Source organism: Pedobacter sp. NO84 (genome assembly GCF_059703915.1).
Genome location: NZ_AP046575.1, coordinates 3,196,615 through 3,216,225, shown reverse-complemented (window position 1 = coordinate 3,216,225; position 19,611 = coordinate 3,196,615). Strand labels below are relative to the sequence as shown.

Genomic DNA, 19,611 nt, shown 5'->3' with positions numbered 1-19,611 from the left:
AACAAAAATATATGGAAAGTAAAAGACAACAAAAGTTTGCAGGCCTATTACAAGAAGAACTTGCAGCTATTTTTCAGCGCGAAGGATCAGCATATTTGCCAAACACATTGGTAACCATAACTAAAGTACGGGTATCGCCAGATCTGGCAGTGGCAAAAGTATATTTGAGTTTTTTCAATACCAATAATACCAGCCTTTCGGTAGCTACGGTTAATTCACACTCAAGCGAAATAAGATATAAATTAGGGTCTAGAATTCGCCATCAGGCGAGGGTAATACCAACACTTTCTTTTTTTGTTGATGATACCAATGAATATGTAGAGCACATGGATAAGATTTTTGATAAGATAGCAAAAGATCGTGCCGCTACTGATGAGACCGATGGAGAACAATAGATTTATTAGGGAACCAGGAAACTTTTTTACCCATGTGGTTCCCGCACTTCTTGCTATACCAGCGCTCTATCTATTATTACAAAAAGCCAATTCGTCTTTTGAATATATAGCCGCGTGTGTATATGGTATTGGTATTATCATCTTATTTAGCGTAAGCGCAATCTATCACAGCGTGCCTAAAACCGAGTATGGAATTCGTTTTTGGCAAAAATTTGATCATTGCTGTATTTACTTGATGATTGCAGGTTCGTTTACTCCAACAGCCCTAGTAGTATTTGATGGGTGGCTGCGTTGGCTGTTATTTGGATTGGTGTGGCTAATTGCTTTAATTGGATGTTTGCTCAAGATATTTAATCGCCTAAAAAACCAGGCCATTTCTACTGGTTTGTACATTGCCATGGGCTGCTTGGTTATCCCATTTATAAAAAAGATGATAGAAACATTACCTGGAATATCCCTTGTTTGGTTGTTTTTAGGAGGACTGTTTTATATTGGCGGGACGTATTATTATGCGAAAGATAAACAGATGAACAGGTTCTTTCATAGCCATGAAGTGTGGCATGTATTTGTAAATCTTGGCGCTCTTTCGCACTTTATTTATAATTATGTGTATGTTTTTGGTTAACATTAAACATATAAGGGATATAAGAAAATATAAGGATATTAAACCAAAACTTATATCTCCTTAAATGTCTTATATGGTTCATGCATAAATTTGTTAAACATATAAGGAATATAAGAAAATATAAGAAAGTGCTAACAAACCAACTTATATGTCCTTAAATGTCTTATATGGTTCATAAATAAATTTGTTAAACATATAAGGAATAGAAGAAAATATAAGGAAGTGCTAACAAACCCAAGTTATATGTCCTTAAATGTCTTATATGGTTCGACACATTAGATTTTGTTAAACATATAAGGAATATAGGAAAATATAAGGTAGTGCTAATAAAACCAACTTATATGTCCTAAAATGTCTTATATGGTTCATACATAAATTTATTAAATATATAAGGTATATAGGAAAATATAGGGAAGTGCTAAAAACCTAACTCATATGTCTTATATGGTTCATGCATAAATTTGTTAAACATATAAGGAATATAAGAAAATATAAGAAAGTGCTAACAAACCAACTTATATGTCCTTAAATGTCTTATATGGTTCATAAATAAATTTGTTAAACATATAAGGGATATAAGAAAATATAAGGAAGTGCTAAAAACCTAACTCATATGTCCTTAAATGTCTTATATGGTTCGACACATTAGATTTTGTTAAACATATAAGGAATATAGGAAAATATAAGGTAGTGCTAATAAAACCAAGTCATATGACTTTATATGTCAATCCGATAGCTATCGATGGTTCAAAAAACATACTCTAACTAAATTATTTGCTTAAGATGAATTCTCTACAAAAGCTTCAAGATTTTATAAACCATCCATCCCATAAAATAGGCAAGGTAGTAGATTTTGACGTTAAAAAAGAGCTAGTGTTGCCCTTTGATTTTACAGCGAATAACACCGCCTTAAACCCAGCAGTTTTAGCCGATACCGACTTATTTTCTGAATGGGTTAATGATGAACTGGCTAAAAATAATGCCCGTTTTGGAATAGGCGGATACAACGAGCACCGTACCATCTACAGCCGAAGCAACCATTTTGATGCATCGGAAGAACCCAGAAGGTTACACTTGGGCATCGATATTTGGGGCCCAGCCGAAACTCCAATTTATAATTTCCATGATGCAACAGTTCACAGTTTTAAGTTTAACGATAACTTTGGAGATTATGGTGCCACTATTATTTTGAAATATGATTTAGATGGCTTAACGGTTTATGGATTATACGGGCATTTGAGTTTGGCCTCGCTTAATGGGTTAACCGAAGGGATGTTCATCCCCCTTGGGAAACAATTTGCCACTTTTGGCGTTAAGGAAGAAAATGGATATTGGCCACCTCATTTACACTTTCAGTTAATATTTGATATGGGAAACTGGGTGGGAGATTACCCAGGGGTTTGTCAGTTCACTAAACGGGAAGGCTACTTGAGCAATTGTCCTGATCCAGCCTTAATTTTAAAACAGACCTTTACATCGGCTTTGCCATAAATTGCGTAAATTTAATTATGTTCAGGATTTTATCAATTTTTCTCATTTTAATTTCTTCTCTATCTAGCGCACAACAGCCACATTTAAAGGGCGATTTGGATGCGTTTATCAAGAACAATATCATCTATCCACCTTTTTCATTACATAACTGCATTCAAGGAACCATAAAAATTGGATTTAAGTTAAATGCCGAAGGTGAAGTCTACGAATCTTCAGTATCTCAGGGATTAGGAATTGATTTAGATGATGAAGCATTGCGATTGGTTAAAATGAGCAGTGGACAATGGATCGTTCCTCTATCCCATGATACTACAGCCCTGTTGATTGTTCCGGTAAGTTTTGAGCTAAAGGGCTATGGCTGTGAAAGCAAAAGCAAGGCGGATATGGAGCTCTCTATCCAATCTTACAAGAACCAGGAAGAATTATTTAATGTTATCCTTAATTTTTATAAGAGCAAGGAAAAGGGAATCTACAAAAAAGAGGATGAACTTAGAATTCAGTTAATTAAAAACGACTTGGGGATCGATGATGAATTTTTGGAAAGAAAGCTTAATGCGGGGCTAAGAAAATATAAACAAGGCGATAAAACCGGTGCATGCGAAGAGTTTAATTTCGTAAAATACATGGGCTCAGATAAGGCCGATGACTATATTTTAAAATACTGTAGATAATATGCGCCTGCTCTTTCGTTCTTTTGCTTTTTTAGATTTAATCGCCCTGGTTTTAATGGGGATGCAATTGGTTTATATTGCCACCCACTTCGGAGAAAAAATATTACTTTCTGAAAAAGTTGAATCGATATTAATGTTTCCTATGTTTTTATTGGTTTTGGCGGGTGCCTATGGTTTGTTATTCCCAAAGAAATATGCCTTCATTTTATATTATATCCAATTTCCTTTTAGGCTTTATCTTTCTGTTTTTACCATTGGGTTTATTACGCTGCTTCCCGAAGGCTTTGAAATTTATGATGATAAATGGCCCCAGATCTTAATCAAACTATGTTTTGTAGCCGAAGTACTCAGACTGTATTTAACCATACGTGGGCACCGTAATTTGGTTAATTGACTTGGTTAATCCCTAACAAATAATTTTTATCGCTTTGGGGATGATTTTTGCCTCAAGTTTATTAATCTTGCCTAAATATTCCCCGTCAATCTGGAAATGAACATTACGCCTGGTTGATATTTTTAACTCATCAACTTGAAAGCTTTCTATTTTTTTTGGGTTCCACGGTAGGTTGCTGATCCAGATCTTAATAATTTCCATTACTGCGTATTCCTTAACCAAGATTACTTCAAAAAGTGAATCGTCTAGCTTTCCATCGGGATTAATCTGCAAACCCGATCCGTACGCAGTGGCATTAGCGATTACCACCATCGCAGCCTTCTGTTTTACCATCTTTTTGCCAACCTTAAATTCGACATCCATTTTGCTGTGGTTCCAAAATGCTTGCCAAGCAGCCTTGGCGTAGGTTAACATTCCCCGTTCAGGCAATTCATCAAATTTTTTAACCAAATAAGCATTAAAACCGATGTCGGCCAGATGAATGCAAAGTTCGCCATTAATAGAAACTGCATGGATTTGTTTCGATTTCCCGGTAGTTGTGAGTGCCAGTGCTTCCTTTAAATCTAAAGGGACCCCTAGTTCTTTGGCCATCCCATTGGCAGATCCGGCTGGTATTATTCCGATAGGGGTGGTAGAGCCCAACAAACATTCTGCTACAAGTTTTAGCGTTCCATCCCCACCAACCGCAATAACTGCATTTGCATTGGCTTTATTAATGGCAGCTTTTACTTTTTCGATTTCACAATCTTTTGGCAGTTCATAAATTTCGATTTCTTCTTCTCTCGACTTGAAGAAACTCTTAATTTCCTTTTTAAAATCTATATCATCCTTTCCAGATCCGGGATTAACGACAAACAGTAATTTTTGAGTCTTTACGTTCACAAATGGTTAATTTAAGTTTGTCTTACAAACAACTGATGCGGAACTCTGTTTTAAATATCATGAACCCGATTGCCAGCGTTAAAATATATCACGGCTATGGCCATACCCAAAATTTAGTGGTTTATGGTCATGCGTTTAAATTTAAAGCAAAAACCACCCAGAATTTTAGCGAAAACCTCTTCGTAAACATCGTTCTTCTATTTAAGTTGTTTGTAGTTAAGCCAGCTGCATATACGAAGGTGAGACTCCACTTTTACGACCAAACGGTATACCAGCAAACCGAGTATGATGGGTTTTTTAAATTCGAATGGAAGGCAAACCATGAAGTGGCTGCGGGCTGGCATGATGTTAAAGTAGAATCACTAAATGACAATGAAGAAATAATTGCCCAATCTGAAGGTAAAATATATGTTCCCCACATCACCCAATATGCTTTTATTTCTGATATAGATGATACCATAATGGTATCGCACTCAGCCAAGATCGCTAAAAGATTGAGGGAACTTTTCATTAAAAACCCACGCACTAGAAAAACATTTCCAGATGTGAAAACTCATTACGAACTGTTGGCCAATGCACATACTAAAGTTAACCAGCCTAATCCTTTTTTTTATGTATCGAGCAGCGAGTGGAATTTATACGATTATTTAGTTGAAACCTTTAGATTTAATGGACTTCCTGAAGGTGCATTTTTGTTAAATCAATTAAAAAGATGGAAGAGCCTGTTTAAAACAGGTAAGACCGGTCATGAAGGGAAACTTTTACGGGTGATGAGAATCATCGATGCTTTTCCGAACCAATCCTTTGTTTTTTTTGGGGATAACTCTCAGCAAGATCCAGCAATTTATCAGGCGATTGCCCAAAAATATCCGTCGAGTGTTGCCGCAGTATACATTAGGAATGTGCGGCCATCAAAAGAGGAGGCTACACGAACATTATTAGATAAAATTGAAGATCAACATATCCATACCTGCTTGTTTACACAAAGTGAAGAGGCAATTATCCACTCCAAAAAAATAGGATTGATTACCTAATTTATAAAATGATGAAAAGAATACTAATAGGGCTATTGATGATTGTTGGAATGCAGTCGTGCGCCGAAAAAATGACTTCAGATACGGTTATAAATTCAAAATGGCTGTTGAGCGAATGGCCTGGTCAAACTTTACCCATCGGCAAAGAGGCCACGCTTAGCTTTGACGCTGAAAACAAAATTACCGGAAAATCTTTTTGCAATGGTTATGGGGGCAATGCAATTATAAAAGGAAATTCGGTCAAATTTGATGGGATTTTTGGTACGATGATGTATTGCGAAGAAGTTGGGCAGGCAGAAAAAAATTATTTAGATGATCTTAAAGCAACCACATCTTTTAAAGTAGTGAACGGAAAGCTGCAACTGTTTAGGGATGCGCAACTAGTCATGGTTTTCGTTAAAAATCAGTAAATTAGGCAATGAAAAAGTTATCTCTAAGTTTACTGATTGCGGTGTTATTGGGTTCTTGCTCTCCTAAGTTCGACGTAAGTTCGTTTTCAAAAAACAGTTGGATATTGAGAAGCTGGGCTGCAAATATCCCCTATAATAGTGGCGTAAGCCTCAAATTTGACACAGAAAATAAGATAAGCGGCAAGTCTTTCTGTAATTCTTATGGTGGAGTGGTAGCAATTACCGATACCGCTATAAAATTTGAGAAGATATACGCCACTAAAATGTTCTGCGAAGGTAAAAGCGAACTCGAAAATAAATACCTTAAAGATCTGGAGGAGACAGATTTTGCTAAAATTAGTGGAGGAAAACTTCTTCTATATAAAAATGGACATCTTATGATGACATTTTCTGAACCTCGTTAAGTAATTAAATTCATCCTATAATCCTGTTAATCCTATTATCTTAGTTTTAAATGATCTTTAAGTTACTAAATGATGTGCTCCTGTTTCCAGATCCTGCACTGGCAGAAGCAGATGGATTATTGGCAATTGGTGGTGATTTAAGTGAAGAACGGCTTATTTTAGCCTACCAAAGTGGCATATTTCCTTGGTTTAGTGATAATGACCCTATCTTATGGTACGCGCCTCACGAGCGCTGTGTAATTTTTCCTGAGTATATGCACATCAGTAAAAGCATGCGAAAAATTCTAGGCAGCAATACCTTCCGTATCACCATGAATAAAGCTTTTGCCCAAGTTATACACCAATGTGCACAAGTACCCAGAGAAGGGCAGGATGGCACTTGGATAACCGAAGATATGCAAGAGGCCTATATTAAATTACATCAAAAAGGAATTGCCCAAAGTGTAGAAGTTTGGCAGCAAAATGAACTGGTAGGGGGCCTGTATGGTGTTAAAATAAATCAGGTGTTCTGTGGCGAAAGTATGTTCAGCAAAGTAAGTAACGCTTCAAAAGCGGCGTTAATTCATCTGGCAAAAAATGGGGGGTTTAAATTGATAGATTGCCAACTACCAAACGGGCATTTGATGAGCTTAGGTGCAGAGATGATAAGTAGGGCTAGGTATTTGGGTATTTTGAACAAAAATAACCCAGTTTGCTGATTTGATAATTAGCTAAGTAGCAATTCATCGCGTTCTAAAATTCATTCAAAATTTTCTCCACTTCCTCCCTTGTCATTCCCGCTTTTACCAAGGGCGAGTACAGCGCCCTAATAATGTGTGTATCAAAATCGTCGATCTTTATTTTGATATTGGTTCCAGCAGAAAATAGACTATTGGAGACCCTATCAGAAGTTTTTGAAAACCCCATATTTTTAAGGATCAGCCTTTTAATTGCCGATTTAACAAATTGTTTGGTGCCATATAATTTGGTGTTTATTAAATTAGCAGCCTGATAAATCTCTCCTTTCGCATTTACTCTTTTTCTAAAGTTACCCGGACTAGTGAGCGGTTTTTTATTTAGTGTATAATCTTTAAAGAATTCTGGATCCTCACTAAAAACAAAGGTAAAATTAACTTCGTCCTCATCGCTTGTACGCTTAATATCCAATAAGGTTAATTTCTTAAGTAAACTGAAAGCGGAGTCCACTTCCTTTGTCAAATAAGCAGACGTATCTCCATAGATTTTATACCTGATTGGAACAGCCCATTTTTGCACAGTCTCATATTCTCCAACCTTAATTCGGTTGTAAACAACATCATCAAAAACCGCTTTTTCTTCTGGCGTAAGTTTTTGCGCAGCAGCGGAAAATGTTACTATAAGTAAAAAGCAAAATAGGGAGGCTATCCTAAGCATAAGAAGGGATTTAATTGAGTCCGAAAAGATGGTTAACTTGGTCTTTTGTCATGCCCGGCTTAATTTCTGGCGAATAAAAGGCCTTAATAATGCGGGCGTCAGATTTTTCAATCTTCATAGTGTTGTTTGTTCTGGCATAAAAAAGGCTATTTTCCATTTCGTAAGAATATTTAGAAAAGCCTATAGATTTCAGGACCATTCTAATAAACACATATTTCCGATCTACCTTGGTTAAAGCAGAAGAAACTACGAAGGACATCTTGGCCCTGATAATCTCTGATTTTTCATTTGGCTTTGGAATTGAATTTCCCATATATCTAAGGTAGTATCCTAGATCTCTTGAAGGATCGTCTTTCCCAAGCTCTATAACAAAGTTAGCCTCTTCATCTGTATCAACCCTTTTAATATCCAAGGAAGTTAATTGAGCCAACTGAGCAAAAATGGTTTCGGCCTCTTTGATCAGGTAATCAACCTGTTCGCCAGTAATCTGATACCTGATCGGCGACGTCCATTTTAAGATAACTGGTTTTCCGGTTGCTGCTGGAGCATAGGCAATATCATCGAAAACTGCCTTTTCTTCGGGGTTAAGCTGGGCAAAACAAGCTGAGCTGAATATTAAAATACAGCTTAACAAAAGTTTGATTTTGAGAGGCATGAGCGTAATTTTAATTTAACAATTCTCTAATATCGTCTTTACTAAGTGATTTAAAAAAACTTTCTTCTGTGGTAATCAATGAATTGGCAAGGGATTTCTTTCTTCGCTGAAGGGCAAGTATCTTCTCCTCCACTGTATCCTTAGATATAAATTTATAAATAAAAACTTTCTTGTCCTGGCCAATTCTATGTGTACGGTCTATGGCCTGCTGTTCAACTGCTGGATTCCACCAAGGATCTAGAATAAACACATAATCAGCCTGTGTTAAATTTAAGCCTACGCCTCCCGCCTTTATTGAGATTAGAAACACTTTTAGCGCTGCATTCTCCTGAAATTCGGCTACAATCTCTCCTCGATTCTTGGTTCCTCCATCCAAATAGGCAAAGGGGATACCTTCTTTTTCGAAACAGTTTTTGAAAATGCTCAAATGCTTTACAAACTGCGAGAAAATCAGCACCTTATGGCCTCCTTTAAGTACATTATCCAATGTATGCATTACATTTTCGAACTTTCCCGAATCAGAATCATAATCTTCATCAATCATTACAGGGTGATTGGCCAATTGTCTTAAAGCCGTTAATCCCTGCAATAATTGCACCTGTTTTTTAGTAAAGGTGCCATTGTCCATACTGGTTAACAGGTCATTTCTGTAGGCGGATTTGGTTTTTTCATAAAAAGCCGCCTGATCTTCGCTCATATCACAATAGAAAATATGTTCGGTTTTTGGAGGCAATTCTGAGGCTACCTGCTCTTTGGTTCGCCTTAATACAAAGGGTTTTATAATCGCCTGCAACTTTCTTGACTTGTCTTCATCCTTTCTTTTCTCGATTGCCTGCACGTATTCTTCATTAAAAAAAGATTGTGTGCCTAACAATCCTGGATTTAGAAAAGTAAGCTGTGTCCATAGATCGCCAACAGAATTTTCTACGGGTGTACCACTTAACACCAACTTATTTCTCGATCTTAACATTCGAACTGCTTTAAAAGATTTTGAAGAAGGGTTTTTAATGTTCTGACTTTCATCCAATATGATATAATTGAAGTAGAAGTCTCTAATCAGCTCTGCGTCTACTCTGGTAATGCCGTAGGTGGTAATTACAAGATCATATTTATCGAAAAGGCTAATATCTTTGTTTCTAAAGGTACCTGTGTGGGCATGGATTTTAAGTTTTGGGGTAAATTTCTTCGCCTCATTTAACCAATTGTAAATCAAGGAAGTTGGCATTACGATCAAGGAGGTGCTATGGGTATTGTTCTGTTCGTCTTCTTCTTTTAGTTTTTGCAACATCGCCAACGTTTGAATGGTTTTGCCCAATCCCATATCATCAGCCAGGCATCCGCCAAAATTGTATTCGCGCAAGAAACTGAACCAATTGTAGCCCGCTTTTTGATAGTGTCTTAAATCGCCCTTAAAATTAACGGGCATTTTCTGATCATCTATCAGTTCAAAATCATTGAGCCTTTGGAGCTTTCTATCTAAGGTTACGTGGGCTAAGCTATCCTCGGCCAAATCATTGATTAAACCGATATGATGTTTTTTAAGTTTTAGGTTTTTGCCACCGTCGGCCAAACTAAAAATGCTATTGTACTGGGTGAACCACTTTTCTGGAATAATAGCAATATCACCATCTGGCAAAATAAACTCTCTTTTCTTATGGAGGATATGTTGTTTTAAAGCGATAAAAGGGATGGGGTGGATCCCAAAGTAAACAATGGCATTGATATCAAACCAATCGTTATCAGAGGTAATCTCAAAATCGATTTTATTGGCCCCAAATACAAATCTTTTACCGGTACTAGCTTGTTCAATCTCAAATCCCTGTTCTTGTAAAACATCGATATGCTCATTAACCCAAGTGATGATGGCGTAGGATGGGTTATCGTTTTCGCTTAAATTTGGCAGTTCAAGGTGATGAAAAAGTGGACTGATCTTTTTGAGGCCTAAGCTTTGAAGAAAATTAAATTGTTGTTTTTCCCAATCGCTGTTTCTTTTGATCCGGGTAAAGGTATAGTTATCTTCATCTTTGGATAAACGAACCGTAACCTTATGCTCAGCTCCCATTACAAAGGTATATTTTCCGTATTTAAAATACAGTTGGATCTGCGACACGCCGCCGTCTACATAAATGACCTTAATAACGGACGTGGCATCATACTTTTCGGTCTTGATCTCAAAGCCTTCGGCATAAACGTGGTGCTTTTCTATAAGGGGTCCAACAAACTTTTCGAAATAGGTTTCTTCTGTAGCCTTAGGGATGGAAATATACCTTTTATTTAAAAATGGAATGAACTTCTTGCCTTCAATTTCCTGTTCAAAAAAATAGAGCACCTCATTAAGTAAAAGCCATGCTGGCTGATTACAGATCACTTGTGCATCCTTAAACATGAAATCAATCCGAAGACCCTGATATTTTATAGTGGGGAAATATCGGGTTTCGATCTCATTGCGTCTAAAATGGAAAAGCACCGTGGCTGGTTCGGTAGCAAGGTCTATCTTTCGCTCTGCGGGCCAACCATCTTTGTCCATAAGGTATAGCCCATTTTTTTCCTTTAAGATCTCTAAAACCTCGGCTAATTTTTTCTCGATTTTAGGGCGAACACTTTCATAAAACTTCTCGTCGTAAAATTTACTGAAAAACTCAAAAGGCCTAATGGCTTTTTTATGGTATTTTTTAATGATGACATCCTGCTCGGTCTCATCTAAAATTTTGATCAATTTAAAATCAACCTCCGTTAAATGTTTGGCAAACTCTTTTGCGGTATGGGTAAATAGGCGTTGGTAGGTTAATGAGAAATCGCCTTGCGGATTGAGCTGAACGATATGGGGTTCAATTAAATAGCCCAAAAACTCATGCTTACATAATGAATATACAATTTTGCAGGGTCCTGAACTATTTACGCGTAACATTGGTCAAAGGCTAAAAGAAAGAAAAGATAAGCATCTAAAAATTTCTAAACTTACATCATTTAGAAGTGTAATCAAACAGAATTGATACATTTTTTAAACTATTACGCTTAGCGGATGATTACGCTCCCGCCCGCAGGCCGGCAGGGATGAAGAGGATTACGCCGATAAAGTATATTGATTACAGATGCTATAAAGTTTACAAGTTTAACTTTCTATACAAATTAAACCCCTAGACTTTTCCCAAGGGGATGCCTTTGGCACGGACTACGCACTGCCCGACTATAAATAAGGGCTTAATTTTTTGAGATTTCCTCCGCCAGTTCGTCGAATAATTACAGCCGTTCGTCTAAACATAACTACCTGTGGTATAAAAGAATGCAAGGTGCTGCAACCTTTTTATCCTAATGTCGTCTTAATAACAAAACCTGCCAGCAAGGGCTGATAGGAAAAACCAAGAGACAATTTATAAACCAAGAAAATTAATTTAAAATATTAAAGTCATGAAAACTTCTATTAAAAATGTATTCGCAGCAGCATTAACAGTAATTACCTTAAGTACATCTGCATTTGCTGCAACAGGTGTAAAAGAAAAAAATGTAACCGTTTTAAACGAGGTAAAAAACATCACCAAAATTGTAGTAAACGGTAACGTTGAAGTAATTGTGGTTCAGGCACCAACAGAGAGCGTTAAGGTTTACGATAGCTATTATTCTAAAAATGCATTAGTGCAACAAGAAAATGGCATTCTACGTATCAGCTCATTCCAAAAAGAAAAACTAACAGTTGCAGTTTACGTGCGTAACCTCTCAGTAATTGAAGCAAATAACAACTCGAGCGTAAAAACCCATGGTAAAGTTAGCTTCTTAACCTTAGATGTGCTGTTAAAAGATAATGCAAGTGCTGATATTAATGCAACCACTTTAAACCTTTACACCTCGGTAAAAGATAATGCGGCACTAAAATTAAGTGGCAGCGCAGAAGACTACAATGCGATACTAAGTGCACAGGCAAAAATTAATATGGATCAGTTTGCTTCAGATTGCACTAGTGTAAAAACAACTGCGCCAACTATTGAAAAGGTAATTGCTGCAAAAAAACAAACACTATACAATCAAGCAGTTGCTGATGATCTTCCGCAGATCAGCAAGTTGTAATAAGAACAAGGAGGATGCGATGAAAAGTGAGCATGAAAAAAAGAAGGAACGAGAAGTAAGAATCCAAAACCAAGAGGAAGAGAACCACGAGCAGTTGAATTTACGGATTAGATTAATCTTACAATCTTTTAACCTTAGGAACCCAGACCCAGGGCAAGAATTGGGAAAACGATAAACCTCATCATAAATAAAAAAGCGGCCAAAAGCCGCTTTTTTCGTTAGACGCTGATCGAAAGCGTTAGGCTTTACTCCAAGCACCAAGCTTTTCGCTTGACGCTTACAGATCAAACTTAATCCCTTGTGCCAATGGCAACGTATCTGCATAGTTAATGGTGTTGGTCTGTCTACGCATATATGCTCTCCACGCATCAGATCCACTTTCTCTTCCACCACCTGTTTCTTTTTCTCCACCAAAGGCTCCACCTATTTCGGCGCCCGACGTGCCGATATTTACATTTGCGATTCCACAATCTGAACCCTGTACAGAAAGGAATTGTTCCGCTTCCCTTAAATTTAAGGTCATAATTGACGATGATAATCCTTGTGGAACACCATTTTGCAAAGCAATGGCTTCATCCAATTCTTTATATTTAATGAGGTACAAAATTGGCGCAAAAGTTTCATGCTGTACAATTTTGAAATCATTTTTAACTTCTGCAATGCAAGGTTTAACGTAACATCCCGACGAATATTCAGGTCCATCTAACACTCCCCCTTCTACTACAAAATGGCCTCCTTCGGTTTTACATTTTTCAATCGAATCTAAATAATTCGCTACCGCATCCGTATCTATTAAAGGGCCTACGTGGTTATGCTGATCTAAAGGATCCCCAATCCTTAATTGTCCGTAAGCCTTAATCAACTTAGTCTTGAAGACATCATAAACGCTTTCGTGGATGATTAACCTTCGGGTAGTGGTGCATCGCTGGCCCGCAGTACCTACGGCTCCAAAAACGGCTCCAATTATAGACATGTCGAGATCTGCATCCTTAGAAATAATAATGGCATTGTTTCCTCCTAATTCGAGTAAACTTCTTCCTAACCTTGCACCTACAGCAGCACCAACCGCTTTACCCATTCGTGTAGAACCGGTTGCCGAAATTAGCGGAAGGCGAGGATCGTTGCTCATTACTTCACCCATCTCCCTATCGCCTATAACCAAATTACAAACACCTTCTGGCACAGCATTGGCTACTAAAACTTTTTCGATAATATGCTGACAGGCAATGGCCGTTAAAGGTGTTTTTTCTGAGGGCTTCCAAATGCAAACATTACCGCAAACCCATGCTAGCGCAGTATTCCAGGCCCAAACAGCTACCGGAAAATTAAATGCAGAAATAATTCCTACAATACCCAGCGGATGCCATTGCTCATACATGCGGTGGTTTGGTCTTTCGCTATGCATGGTTAAACCGTACAACTGGCGTGATAAACCAACTGCGAAATCGCAGATATCTATCATTTCCTGCACTTCACCAAAACCCTCTTGCAAGCTTTTGCCCATTTCATAAGAAACCAACGTACCTAAAGCTTCCTTATTAGCTCTTAACGCATCTCCAAACTGACGAACCATCTCGCCCCTTTTGGGCGCAGGAACAGTTCGCCATTGCAAAAACGCTTGTTGTGCAACAGCAACAACTTCTTCATAATCTTTTTGAGAAGCAACATTAACTGATGCTATTTTTTTCCCATCAACTGGCGAGTGGCTTTCAATTGTTTTATCACTTGCTATTTTGCCCCAATTACTTCCTGTACTAAAGGATGGGTTACTATCTTCAATTCCTAATTGTTTTAAAAAACTCTTTATATCTTTTTCCATGGTGCGGTTTTAATCAGAAAATCAACGCCTACAAAGCAACAAAAAATTATTGTAACTTAGTCATCCGATGACTTAAGTCATCGGATGACTTAAAATTTATAAATATGAATAAACCTTTACTAACTGGGTTAATTGGCCTATTTATTTTAGGCGCAACTACTGTTGTGGATGCCCAACAAAATGAACCTGCAGTAAATCCCACTTATCGTGCTACTGCAACAAAAGTAAACGATCTGGTGCATACCAAGCTCGACGTGAAATTTGATTATGCCAAACGATATTTGTATGGTACGGCATGGTTAACCTTAAAGCCCCATTTTTATTCCACAGATACGCTTACGCTTGATGCGAAAGGAATGGATATAAAAAGTATCGCCATGGTGGGTCTAAAAGCAAATACGCCCTTAAAATTTACCTACGATAAAGAAAAAATCTATATCGATCTCGGTATGAAATATGATAAAAGTGAAAAGTACACCGTTGTTATCGCCTATATCGCCAAACCAAACGAACTCACCATTAAAGGAAGTGCGGCAATAACCGACGCAAAGGGATTGTATTTTATCAATCCTGATGGAACAGAAAAGAACAAGCCCACCCAAATCTGGACACAGGGTGAAACGGAAGCTTCATCAGCATGGTTCCCTACAATCGACAAGCCTAACCAAAAAACAACTTCAGAAATCTCGATGACGGTTTTATCTAAGTATGTTACACTTTCTAATGGTAAATTGGTTTCGCAAAAGCCAAATGCTGACGGAACAAGAACTGATACCTGGAAAATGGACCAACCGCATTCTCCCTATTTATTTATGATGGCTGTTGGAGATTTTAGGATCACGAAAGAGCTTTGGAAAGGAAAGGAAGTAAGCTATTATTTAGAGCCCAAATATGCGCCGTATGCCAAAGCCATTTTTGGTAAGACACCTAAAATGATGAGTTTTTTCTCGCAGGTTACAGGCGTAGATTACCCCTGGAACAAATATTCGCAGATAGTGGCTAGAGATTACGTTTCGGGTGCTATGGAAAACACCACAGCTACCCTTCATGGGGAAGCCGTGCAAAGAACAGATCGCGAACTATTAGATGGCGATCAGGAAAGTACAATTGCACACGAACTTTTCCATCAGTGGTTTGGCGATTATGTAACTGCAGAATCATGGTCTAACATTACGGTAAACGAATCTTTCGCGGCATTCTCAGAAATCATTTGGAAACAACATGATATGGGATTGGATGCGGCCGATAGAGTAAGGTTTGAAAAGTTAAATACTTATCTCGGATCAACCCAAAATGGGGAAAGTGCAAACTTGGTGCGCTTCAATTACAATGATAAAGAAGATGTTTTTGATAACATCAGTTACCCTAAAGGGGCTGTTATTTTGTATGCGCTAAAAAATCAAATGGGCGATGATGCATTTTTTAGTGGCTTAAACCGATACCTTACCACCAATGCTTATAAAAATGGAGAGGCACAACAATTGCGCTTGGCTTTTGAAGACGTGAGCGGAAAAGATTGGTCGCAATATTTTAACCAGTGGTATTACGCTGGGGGACATCCAATCTTAGACGTAAAATATGGATATAAAGATGGAAATGCCACTATTGATGTGAAGCAGATCCAAGCAGCAAGCGTACAGACGTTTACTTTGCCCCTAAAAGTGAAGATCTTGGCAGGTGGCCAGCTCATAAATAAAGAAATTACGATCAACAGTCGCGAACAAAGTTTTAGCTTCCCGGTTTCTGTTAAGCCTGATTTGATCGATTTTGACGTTGATAAAATTCTTGTTGGGGAAATCAGAGACAATAAAACCTTGGAACAGTATATCCTCCAATATACCAAGGCGCCATCTTATGCAAATAGATATGTGGCTATACAACAAGCAGCCTTAAAGAACAAGGAGTTAGAGGCGCAACAACTATTGATGTTGGCCTTATCCGATCAGGACGAGGTTATCAGAGCAATGGCTATTAGAGGCCTTAACCTAAAAGATGATAAGATGAAAGCGCTAGCGGCATCAAGATTGGTTGATCTCGCTAAAAAAGATCCTAAATCATCTGTTCGTGCCGCTGCGTTAACTAAATTAGCAGGCTCAGGCGATAAGTCGTACTTGACTTTGATGTACGATGCATTAAAAGATCCTTCCTACAGGGTAATTGGAACTGGAGTACAGGGCATCAATGCATTAGACCCAACTGCATTATCAACTGTAATCAAAGGTTTGGATGAAGATACAAAATCACATATTCCGTCGCAATTGGCACAGGTGTATTCTGCACTGGGTGATGATATGTTTAATGATTATTATTTAAACATCATAAATACTGCCGACATCGGTAAGTTGGCAGGAGTTGTTGGTTTTTATTCGACCTACCTCAGCAAAAATACTAATCCTAAAATTACGCAAGCGGGTGCGCAGGCAATCATTAGCAACATGGACCGTACCAAGCTAACGCAGTATTATGGAAAGCAGTTTGTTCAAGTGTTTACCACTGCAGAACAGGCGAAGTTAAAGGCGGCTGAGAGTGCCTCTGGGGAAGCAAAAGATAATTTGATTAAGCAGGCGGCATATTTTAAAGCAGCCGCTGATGAATTGGCGAAAAAATAGCCATCGGTTAGTCATCGGATGAATATTAGAAACCCTACCTATTCATCCGATGACTTTTATATTTTCCCTCTTTCCTAGCTATCCGCGATCATCAATCCTTTTAACCGCAACGTTAATTTTTAGTCACAGATTTAAGAAATCTTGTTTGTAGCTTTATTTTTGCCCTTGCTCTATGCTCCACGCCCCTTGCTCCCGCAATCATGACCCTAATCTTACTATGTTGGCCTAGAAATATCGTAATTTTGTGAACATTTAAGCTATAAATTGGTTGTAAGTGCCATGCGCTGCTTGCAAATAGCATAGAGCTAATTCTTTTATTATTAATCAATTATCTTATCGGGTGTGTGTATGTGGAAAATTATTTTCTTAACTCATCTCTTAAATAACGTAAACTTATAAGGTATTTTAAATAATAGGGTTGTTCTTTAAATATTAGTATAATGGAAGAAGAATTTGAATTTGATTTTAATGATGATGCTCAACACTCTGTAGAACGTTACGAAGAAATGATCCGTAATCAGGATCAGTATTTTTTTGATGCGCAGGCATTTGAATATATAATCGACAATTATATAGAAAAGAACGACCCGGTAAAAGCATTACAAGTTATAGAATATGCGTTGAGCCAGCATCCATATGCTGCGGTTTTCTTAATTAAACAAGCCCAACTCTTATTATTTACCAATCAGGTAGACAAGGCTTTTGCGGCATTGGAAAAGGCGGAAATGTTAGAGGCATCAGAGCCTGATATTTATGTGCTACGTGGAAATATCTATCAAAATCTAGATCGCCATGCAGAAGCCCTTGAAAATTTTGAGAAGGCCTTAAGCCTCGCCGAAACAACCGACGAAATTTTGTTGCAAATGGCGTACGTGTATCAAAACATGCACGATTACGAGACTGCAATAGTTTATATCAAGCGCAGCTTAGAACAAAATATGGAAAATAAGGACGGGCTTTATGAGCTTGCTTTTTGTTATGATATTTTAGATAAGCAAGAAGAAAGCATTCAGTTTTATCAGGAATATATCGATAGCGACCCTTATTCTTACGCAGCCTGGTACAACTTGGCCAACTCTTATCATAAACTTGATCTTTTCGAAAAAGCGATTGATGCCTACGATTATGCCATCTTGATCAAAGAAAATTTTGCATCAGCTTACTACAACAAAGGAAATGCCTTGGTGCAGCTTGATAAATATCAGGAAGCAATTGATGTATATAAACAAACGTTTGAATACGAACCACCAAATGCTGATACCTATTGTGCCATAGGCGAGTGCTATGAGAAATTGGAGCAAATGGATGAAGCCCGTTCTTACTACAAAAAGTCGGTAAAAATGGATTCTAAAATGGCCGATGCCTGGTTTGGAATTGGAGTAACCCTAAATTTTGAAGAACGTTTTTTCGAATCGCTACACTTTTATAAAAAAGCCATAGAACTAGACGAAGAAAATCCGGATTTTTGGTTTGCAATGGCTGATGCACATTATAAATTGGGTCAAATAGAGGAATCGGTAGAAGCATATTATAAGGTTTTAGAATACAACCCATTAGATATTGAAGCTTGGTTGGATTTTTCTACGGTATTGTACGAACAGGGCAAATTGATTGAAGCATCGGAAACCATGGCCGAAGCCATTAAAAACAATCCCGATGCGGCCGAACTTTACTATCGGATGGTAGCTTATTTATTTGCCCTCGGACAAAGCAATGATGCTATTGCCTATCTAGAAACCGCTTTGGTAACCGACCCAGAAAAGCATTATATCTTGTTTGAATATCTTCCGCAATTGCAGGATAACGGCTTGATTATAGACGTTATTAACAAGTACATAAAATAATTACAAAACCCATTTAACAGTTAAATTTAAAAAATAGCAGAGTTTTTATAACCTTTGCATCATATATGAATTATAAATTGAATGATATTCCTGAGCGATCGGTTAAACCTCGTCAAGGCGGGCTAACCATGGTGATGGATAAAGGATTGAGTCTTAGACAAGTAGAGGATTTTATAGAAATTGCTGGAGTACATACGGATATTGTAAAATTAGGATGGGCTACTTCATATGTAACCCCTAATTTGAAAGAAAAACTGGCACTTTACCGTAGTGCGGGGATTCCAACCTATTTTGGGGGAACATTATTTGAAGCTTTTGCTATTCGTAATCAGTTTGATGATTATCGTAAGGTATTGGATGAATTTCAAATGGAATATGCCGAAGTTTCTGATGGATCAATGGATATCGCACATGATGAGAAATGTGAATTTATCAGAAAATTAGCTACCCAGGTTACGGTTATTTCTGAAGTTGGATCAAAAGATGCAGCTAAGATTTTTGCACCCTACAAATGGATTGCCTTAATGAAAGCCGAAATCGAAGCGGGCTCCTGGAAAGTGATCGCCGAAGCTAGAGAAGGAGGAAATGTTGGTATTTATCGCGGTACCGGTGAGGTTAGAGAAGGTTTGGTTGATGAGATTTTGACCCAAATTCCTGAAGAAACTATTATCTGGGAAGCCCCGCAAAAAGAACAACAGGTTTGGTTTATCAAACTTATAGGTACTAATGTTAATCTAGGTAACATTGCTCCTTCTGAAGTAATCCCTTTAGAAACTATCCGCTTAGGTTTAAGAGGTGATACATTTGATTATTTTTTGAATAAAGGAGTATAACTTATTCGGCTTTGCGATCCCGATTTTTCATCGGGAGAAGCTCCAAAGGAGTGCCAGTGGTACAATCCCCTTGCCGCATAAATAAATTTAA

The 19,611-nt window shown here is 37.8% G+C and carries 18 protein-coding genes; 13 read left to right on the top strand and 5 right to left on the bottom strand.

Annotated elements, in window-relative coordinates:
* Window positions 1-11: 11 nt before the first annotated feature.
* The 5 genes from rbfA to AC6H0V_RS14100 all read left to right on the top strand — a co-directional run bounded on the left by rbfA (window position 12) and on the right by AC6H0V_RS14100 (window position 3,576).
* Entirely contained in the window at window positions 12-395 is a 384-nt protein-coding gene (rbfA, locus tag AC6H0V_RS14120) for a 30S ribosome-binding factor RbfA (RefSeq protein ID WP_497560836.1), read from the top strand.
* Entirely contained in the window at window positions 382-1,020 is a 639-nt protein-coding gene (trhA, locus tag AC6H0V_RS14115) for a PAQR family membrane homeostasis protein TrhA (protein WP_497560835.1), read from the top strand. The genes rbfA and trhA overlap by 14 nt, the downstream gene beginning before the upstream one ends.
* A 783-nt stretch (window positions 1,021-1,803) precedes the next feature.
* Window positions 1,804-2,511 (top strand): peptidoglycan DD-metalloendopeptidase family protein, encoded by a 708-nt coding sequence (locus tag AC6H0V_RS14110; RefSeq protein ID WP_497560834.1) that lies wholly within the window; start codon window positions 1,804-1,806, stop codon window positions 2,509-2,511.
* A 17-nt stretch (window positions 2,512-2,528) separates the two neighbouring features.
* The gene (locus AC6H0V_RS14105) at window positions 2,529-3,182 is read left to right on the top strand and encodes an energy transducer TonB (RefSeq protein ID WP_497560833.1); all 654 of its coding nucleotides are present in this window, start codon (window positions 2,529-2,531) and stop codon (window positions 3,180-3,182) included.
* A 1-nt stretch (window position 3,183) separates the two neighbouring features.
* On the top strand, window positions 3,184-3,576 hold the full coding sequence (locus AC6H0V_RS14100) for a hypothetical protein (protein WP_497560832.1): 393 nt from the start codon (window positions 3,184-3,186) through the stop codon (window positions 3,574-3,576).
* A gap of 12 nt (window positions 3,577-3,588) precedes the next feature.
* On the opposite strand, the gene AC6H0V_RS14095 is transcribed toward AC6H0V_RS14100, so the two are convergent.
* The gene (locus AC6H0V_RS14095; RefSeq protein WP_497560831.1) at window positions 3,589-4,458 is read right to left on the bottom strand and encodes a diacylglycerol/lipid kinase family protein; all 870 of its coding nucleotides are present in this window, start codon (window positions 4,456-4,458) and stop codon (window positions 3,589-3,591) included.
* A gap of 2 nt (window positions 4,459-4,460) precedes the next feature.
* Here AC6H0V_RS14095 and AC6H0V_RS14090 point away from each other — a divergent pair, with 2 nt between their 5' ends.
* Genes AC6H0V_RS14090 through aat form a run of 4 tightly spaced genes read left to right on the top strand, consistent with a single transcriptional unit; the run spans window position 4,461 to window position 7,004 of the window.
* The gene (locus AC6H0V_RS14090) at window positions 4,461-5,492 is read left to right on the top strand and encodes an App1 family protein phosphatidate phosphatase (RefSeq protein WP_497560830.1); all 1,032 of its coding nucleotides are present in this window, start codon (window positions 4,461-4,463) and stop codon (window positions 5,490-5,492) included.
* An 8-nt stretch (window positions 5,493-5,500) separates the two neighbouring features.
* Window positions 5,501-5,902 (top strand): META domain-containing protein, encoded by a 402-nt coding sequence (locus tag AC6H0V_RS14085; RefSeq protein ID WP_497560829.1) that lies wholly within the window; start codon window positions 5,501-5,503, stop codon window positions 5,900-5,902.
* Window positions 5,903-5,910: 8 nt separating this feature from the next.
* Window positions 5,911-6,306, top strand: a complete 396-nt coding sequence (locus AC6H0V_RS14080) for an META domain-containing protein (RefSeq protein WP_497560828.1) — start codon at window positions 5,911-5,913, stop codon at window positions 6,304-6,306.
* Between the two features lie 50 nt (window positions 6,307-6,356).
* Window positions 6,357-7,004, top strand: a complete 648-nt coding sequence (gene aat, locus AC6H0V_RS14075) for a leucyl/phenylalanyl-tRNA--protein transferase (protein ID WP_497560827.1) — start codon at window positions 6,357-6,359, stop codon at window positions 7,002-7,004.
* 34 nt (window positions 7,005-7,038) lie between these two features.
* On the opposite strand, the gene AC6H0V_RS14070 is transcribed toward aat, so the two are convergent.
* Genes AC6H0V_RS14070 through AC6H0V_RS14060 form a run of 3 tightly spaced genes read right to left on the bottom strand, consistent with a single transcriptional unit; the run spans window position 7,039 to window position 11,261 of the window.
* A complete protein-coding gene (locus tag AC6H0V_RS14070; protein ID WP_497560826.1) occupies window positions 7,039-7,698 on the bottom strand; it encodes a DUF2927 domain-containing protein in 660 nt (219 codons plus the stop codon).
* A 10-nt stretch (window positions 7,699-7,708) separates the two neighbouring features.
* The gene (locus AC6H0V_RS14065) at window positions 7,709-8,353 is read right to left on the bottom strand and encodes a DUF2927 domain-containing protein (RefSeq protein ID WP_497560825.1); all 645 of its coding nucleotides are present in this window, start codon (window positions 8,351-8,353) and stop codon (window positions 7,709-7,711) included.
* A gap of 10 nt (window positions 8,354-8,363) precedes the next feature.
* Window positions 8,364-11,261 (bottom strand): DEAD/DEAH box helicase, encoded by a 2,898-nt coding sequence (locus AC6H0V_RS14060; protein WP_497560824.1) that lies wholly within the window; start codon window positions 11,259-11,261, stop codon window positions 8,364-8,366.
* 500 nt (window positions 11,262-11,761) lie between these two features.
* On the opposite strand from AC6H0V_RS14060, the gene AC6H0V_RS14055 reads away from it, so the two are divergent.
* The gene (locus AC6H0V_RS14055; RefSeq protein ID WP_497560823.1) at window positions 11,762-12,415 is read left to right on the top strand and encodes a GIN domain-containing protein; all 654 of its coding nucleotides are present in this window, start codon (window positions 11,762-11,764) and stop codon (window positions 12,413-12,415) included.
* 277 nt (window positions 12,416-12,692) lie between these two features.
* Here the strand turns inward: AC6H0V_RS14055 and amaB are convergent, their stop codons facing one another.
* Window positions 12,693-14,234 carry an L-piperidine-6-carboxylate dehydrogenase gene (gene amaB, locus AC6H0V_RS14050; protein ID WP_497560822.1) on the bottom strand — a complete coding sequence of 514 codons (1,542 nt, stop codon included), beginning with the start codon at window positions 14,232-14,234 and terminating at the stop codon, window positions 12,693-12,695.
* A 104-nt stretch (window positions 14,235-14,338) separates the two neighbouring features.
* Here amaB and AC6H0V_RS14045 point away from each other — a divergent pair, with 104 nt between their 5' ends.
* From AC6H0V_RS14045 to AC6H0V_RS14035, 3 genes are all read left to right on the top strand, one after another.
* Complete coding sequence (locus tag AC6H0V_RS14045; RefSeq protein ID WP_497560821.1) at window positions 14,339-16,843, top strand: M1 family aminopeptidase; 2,505 nt, start codon at window positions 14,339-14,341, stop codon at window positions 16,841-16,843.
* A 440-nt stretch (window positions 16,844-17,283) separates the two neighbouring features.
* Entirely contained in the window at window positions 17,284-18,687 is a 1,404-nt protein-coding gene (locus AC6H0V_RS14040) for a tetratricopeptide repeat protein (RefSeq protein WP_497560820.1), read from the top strand.
* A gap of 65 nt (window positions 18,688-18,752) precedes the next feature.
* A complete protein-coding gene (locus AC6H0V_RS14035) occupies window positions 18,753-19,520 on the top strand; it encodes a phosphosulfolactate synthase (protein WP_497560819.1) in 768 nt (255 codons plus the stop codon).
* The last annotated feature ends 91 nt before the right edge of the window (window positions 19,521-19,611 follow it).

What these genes read in the sequence shown, in the direction of transcription:
- AC6H0V_RS14070 (WP_497560826.1), bottom strand. Translation starts at nt 7,698, where the DNA reads ATGCTTAGGATAGCCTCCCTATTTTGCTTTTTACTTATAGTAACATTT.
- AC6H0V_RS14105 (WP_497560833.1), top strand. Translation starts at nt 2,529, where the DNA reads ATGTTCAGGATTTTATCAATTTTTCTCATTTTAATTTCTTCTCTATCT.
- AC6H0V_RS14080 (WP_497560828.1), top strand. Translation starts at nt 5,911, where the DNA reads ATGAAAAAGTTATCTCTAAGTTTACTGATTGCGGTGTTATTGGGTTCT.
- AC6H0V_RS14090 (WP_497560830.1), top strand. Translation starts at nt 4,461, where the DNA reads ATGGTTAATTTAAGTTTGTCTTACAAACAACTGATGCGGAACTCTGTT.
- AC6H0V_RS14065 (WP_497560825.1), bottom strand. Translation starts at nt 8,353, where the DNA reads ATGCCTCTCAAAATCAAACTTTTGTTAAGCTGTATTTTAATATTCAGC.
- amaB (WP_497560822.1), bottom strand. Translation starts at nt 14,234, where the DNA reads ATGGAAAAAGATATAAAGAGTTTTTTAAAACAATTAGGAATTGAAGAT.
- AC6H0V_RS14040 (WP_497560820.1), top strand. Translation starts at nt 17,284, where the DNA reads ATGGAAGAAGAATTTGAATTTGATTTTAATGATGATGCTCAACACTCT.
- AC6H0V_RS14060 (WP_497560824.1), bottom strand. Translation starts at nt 11,261, where the DNA reads ATGTTACGCGTAAATAGTTCAGGACCCTGCAAAATTGTATATTCATTA.
- AC6H0V_RS14035 (WP_497560819.1), top strand. Translation starts at nt 18,753, where the DNA reads ATGAATTATAAATTGAATGATATTCCTGAGCGATCGGTTAAACCTCGT.
- trhA (WP_497560835.1), top strand. Translation starts at nt 382, where the DNA reads ATGGAGAACAATAGATTTATTAGGGAACCAGGAAACTTTTTTACCCAT.
- AC6H0V_RS14100 (WP_497560832.1), top strand. Translation starts at nt 3,184, where the DNA reads ATGCGCCTGCTCTTTCGTTCTTTTGCTTTTTTAGATTTAATCGCCCTG.
- AC6H0V_RS14055 (WP_497560823.1), top strand. Translation starts at nt 11,762, where the DNA reads ATGAAAACTTCTATTAAAAATGTATTCGCAGCAGCATTAACAGTAATT.
- AC6H0V_RS14045 (WP_497560821.1), top strand. Translation starts at nt 14,339, where the DNA reads ATGAATAAACCTTTACTAACTGGGTTAATTGGCCTATTTATTTTAGGC.
- AC6H0V_RS14085 (WP_497560829.1), top strand. Translation starts at nt 5,501, where the DNA reads ATGATGAAAAGAATACTAATAGGGCTATTGATGATTGTTGGAATGCAG.
- AC6H0V_RS14110 (WP_497560834.1), top strand. Translation starts at nt 1,804, where the DNA reads ATGAATTCTCTACAAAAGCTTCAAGATTTTATAAACCATCCATCCCAT.
- rbfA (WP_497560836.1), top strand. Translation starts at nt 12, where the DNA reads ATGGAAAGTAAAAGACAACAAAAGTTTGCAGGCCTATTACAAGAAGAA.
- aat (WP_497560827.1), top strand. Translation starts at nt 6,357, where the DNA reads ATGATCTTTAAGTTACTAAATGATGTGCTCCTGTTTCCAGATCCTGCA.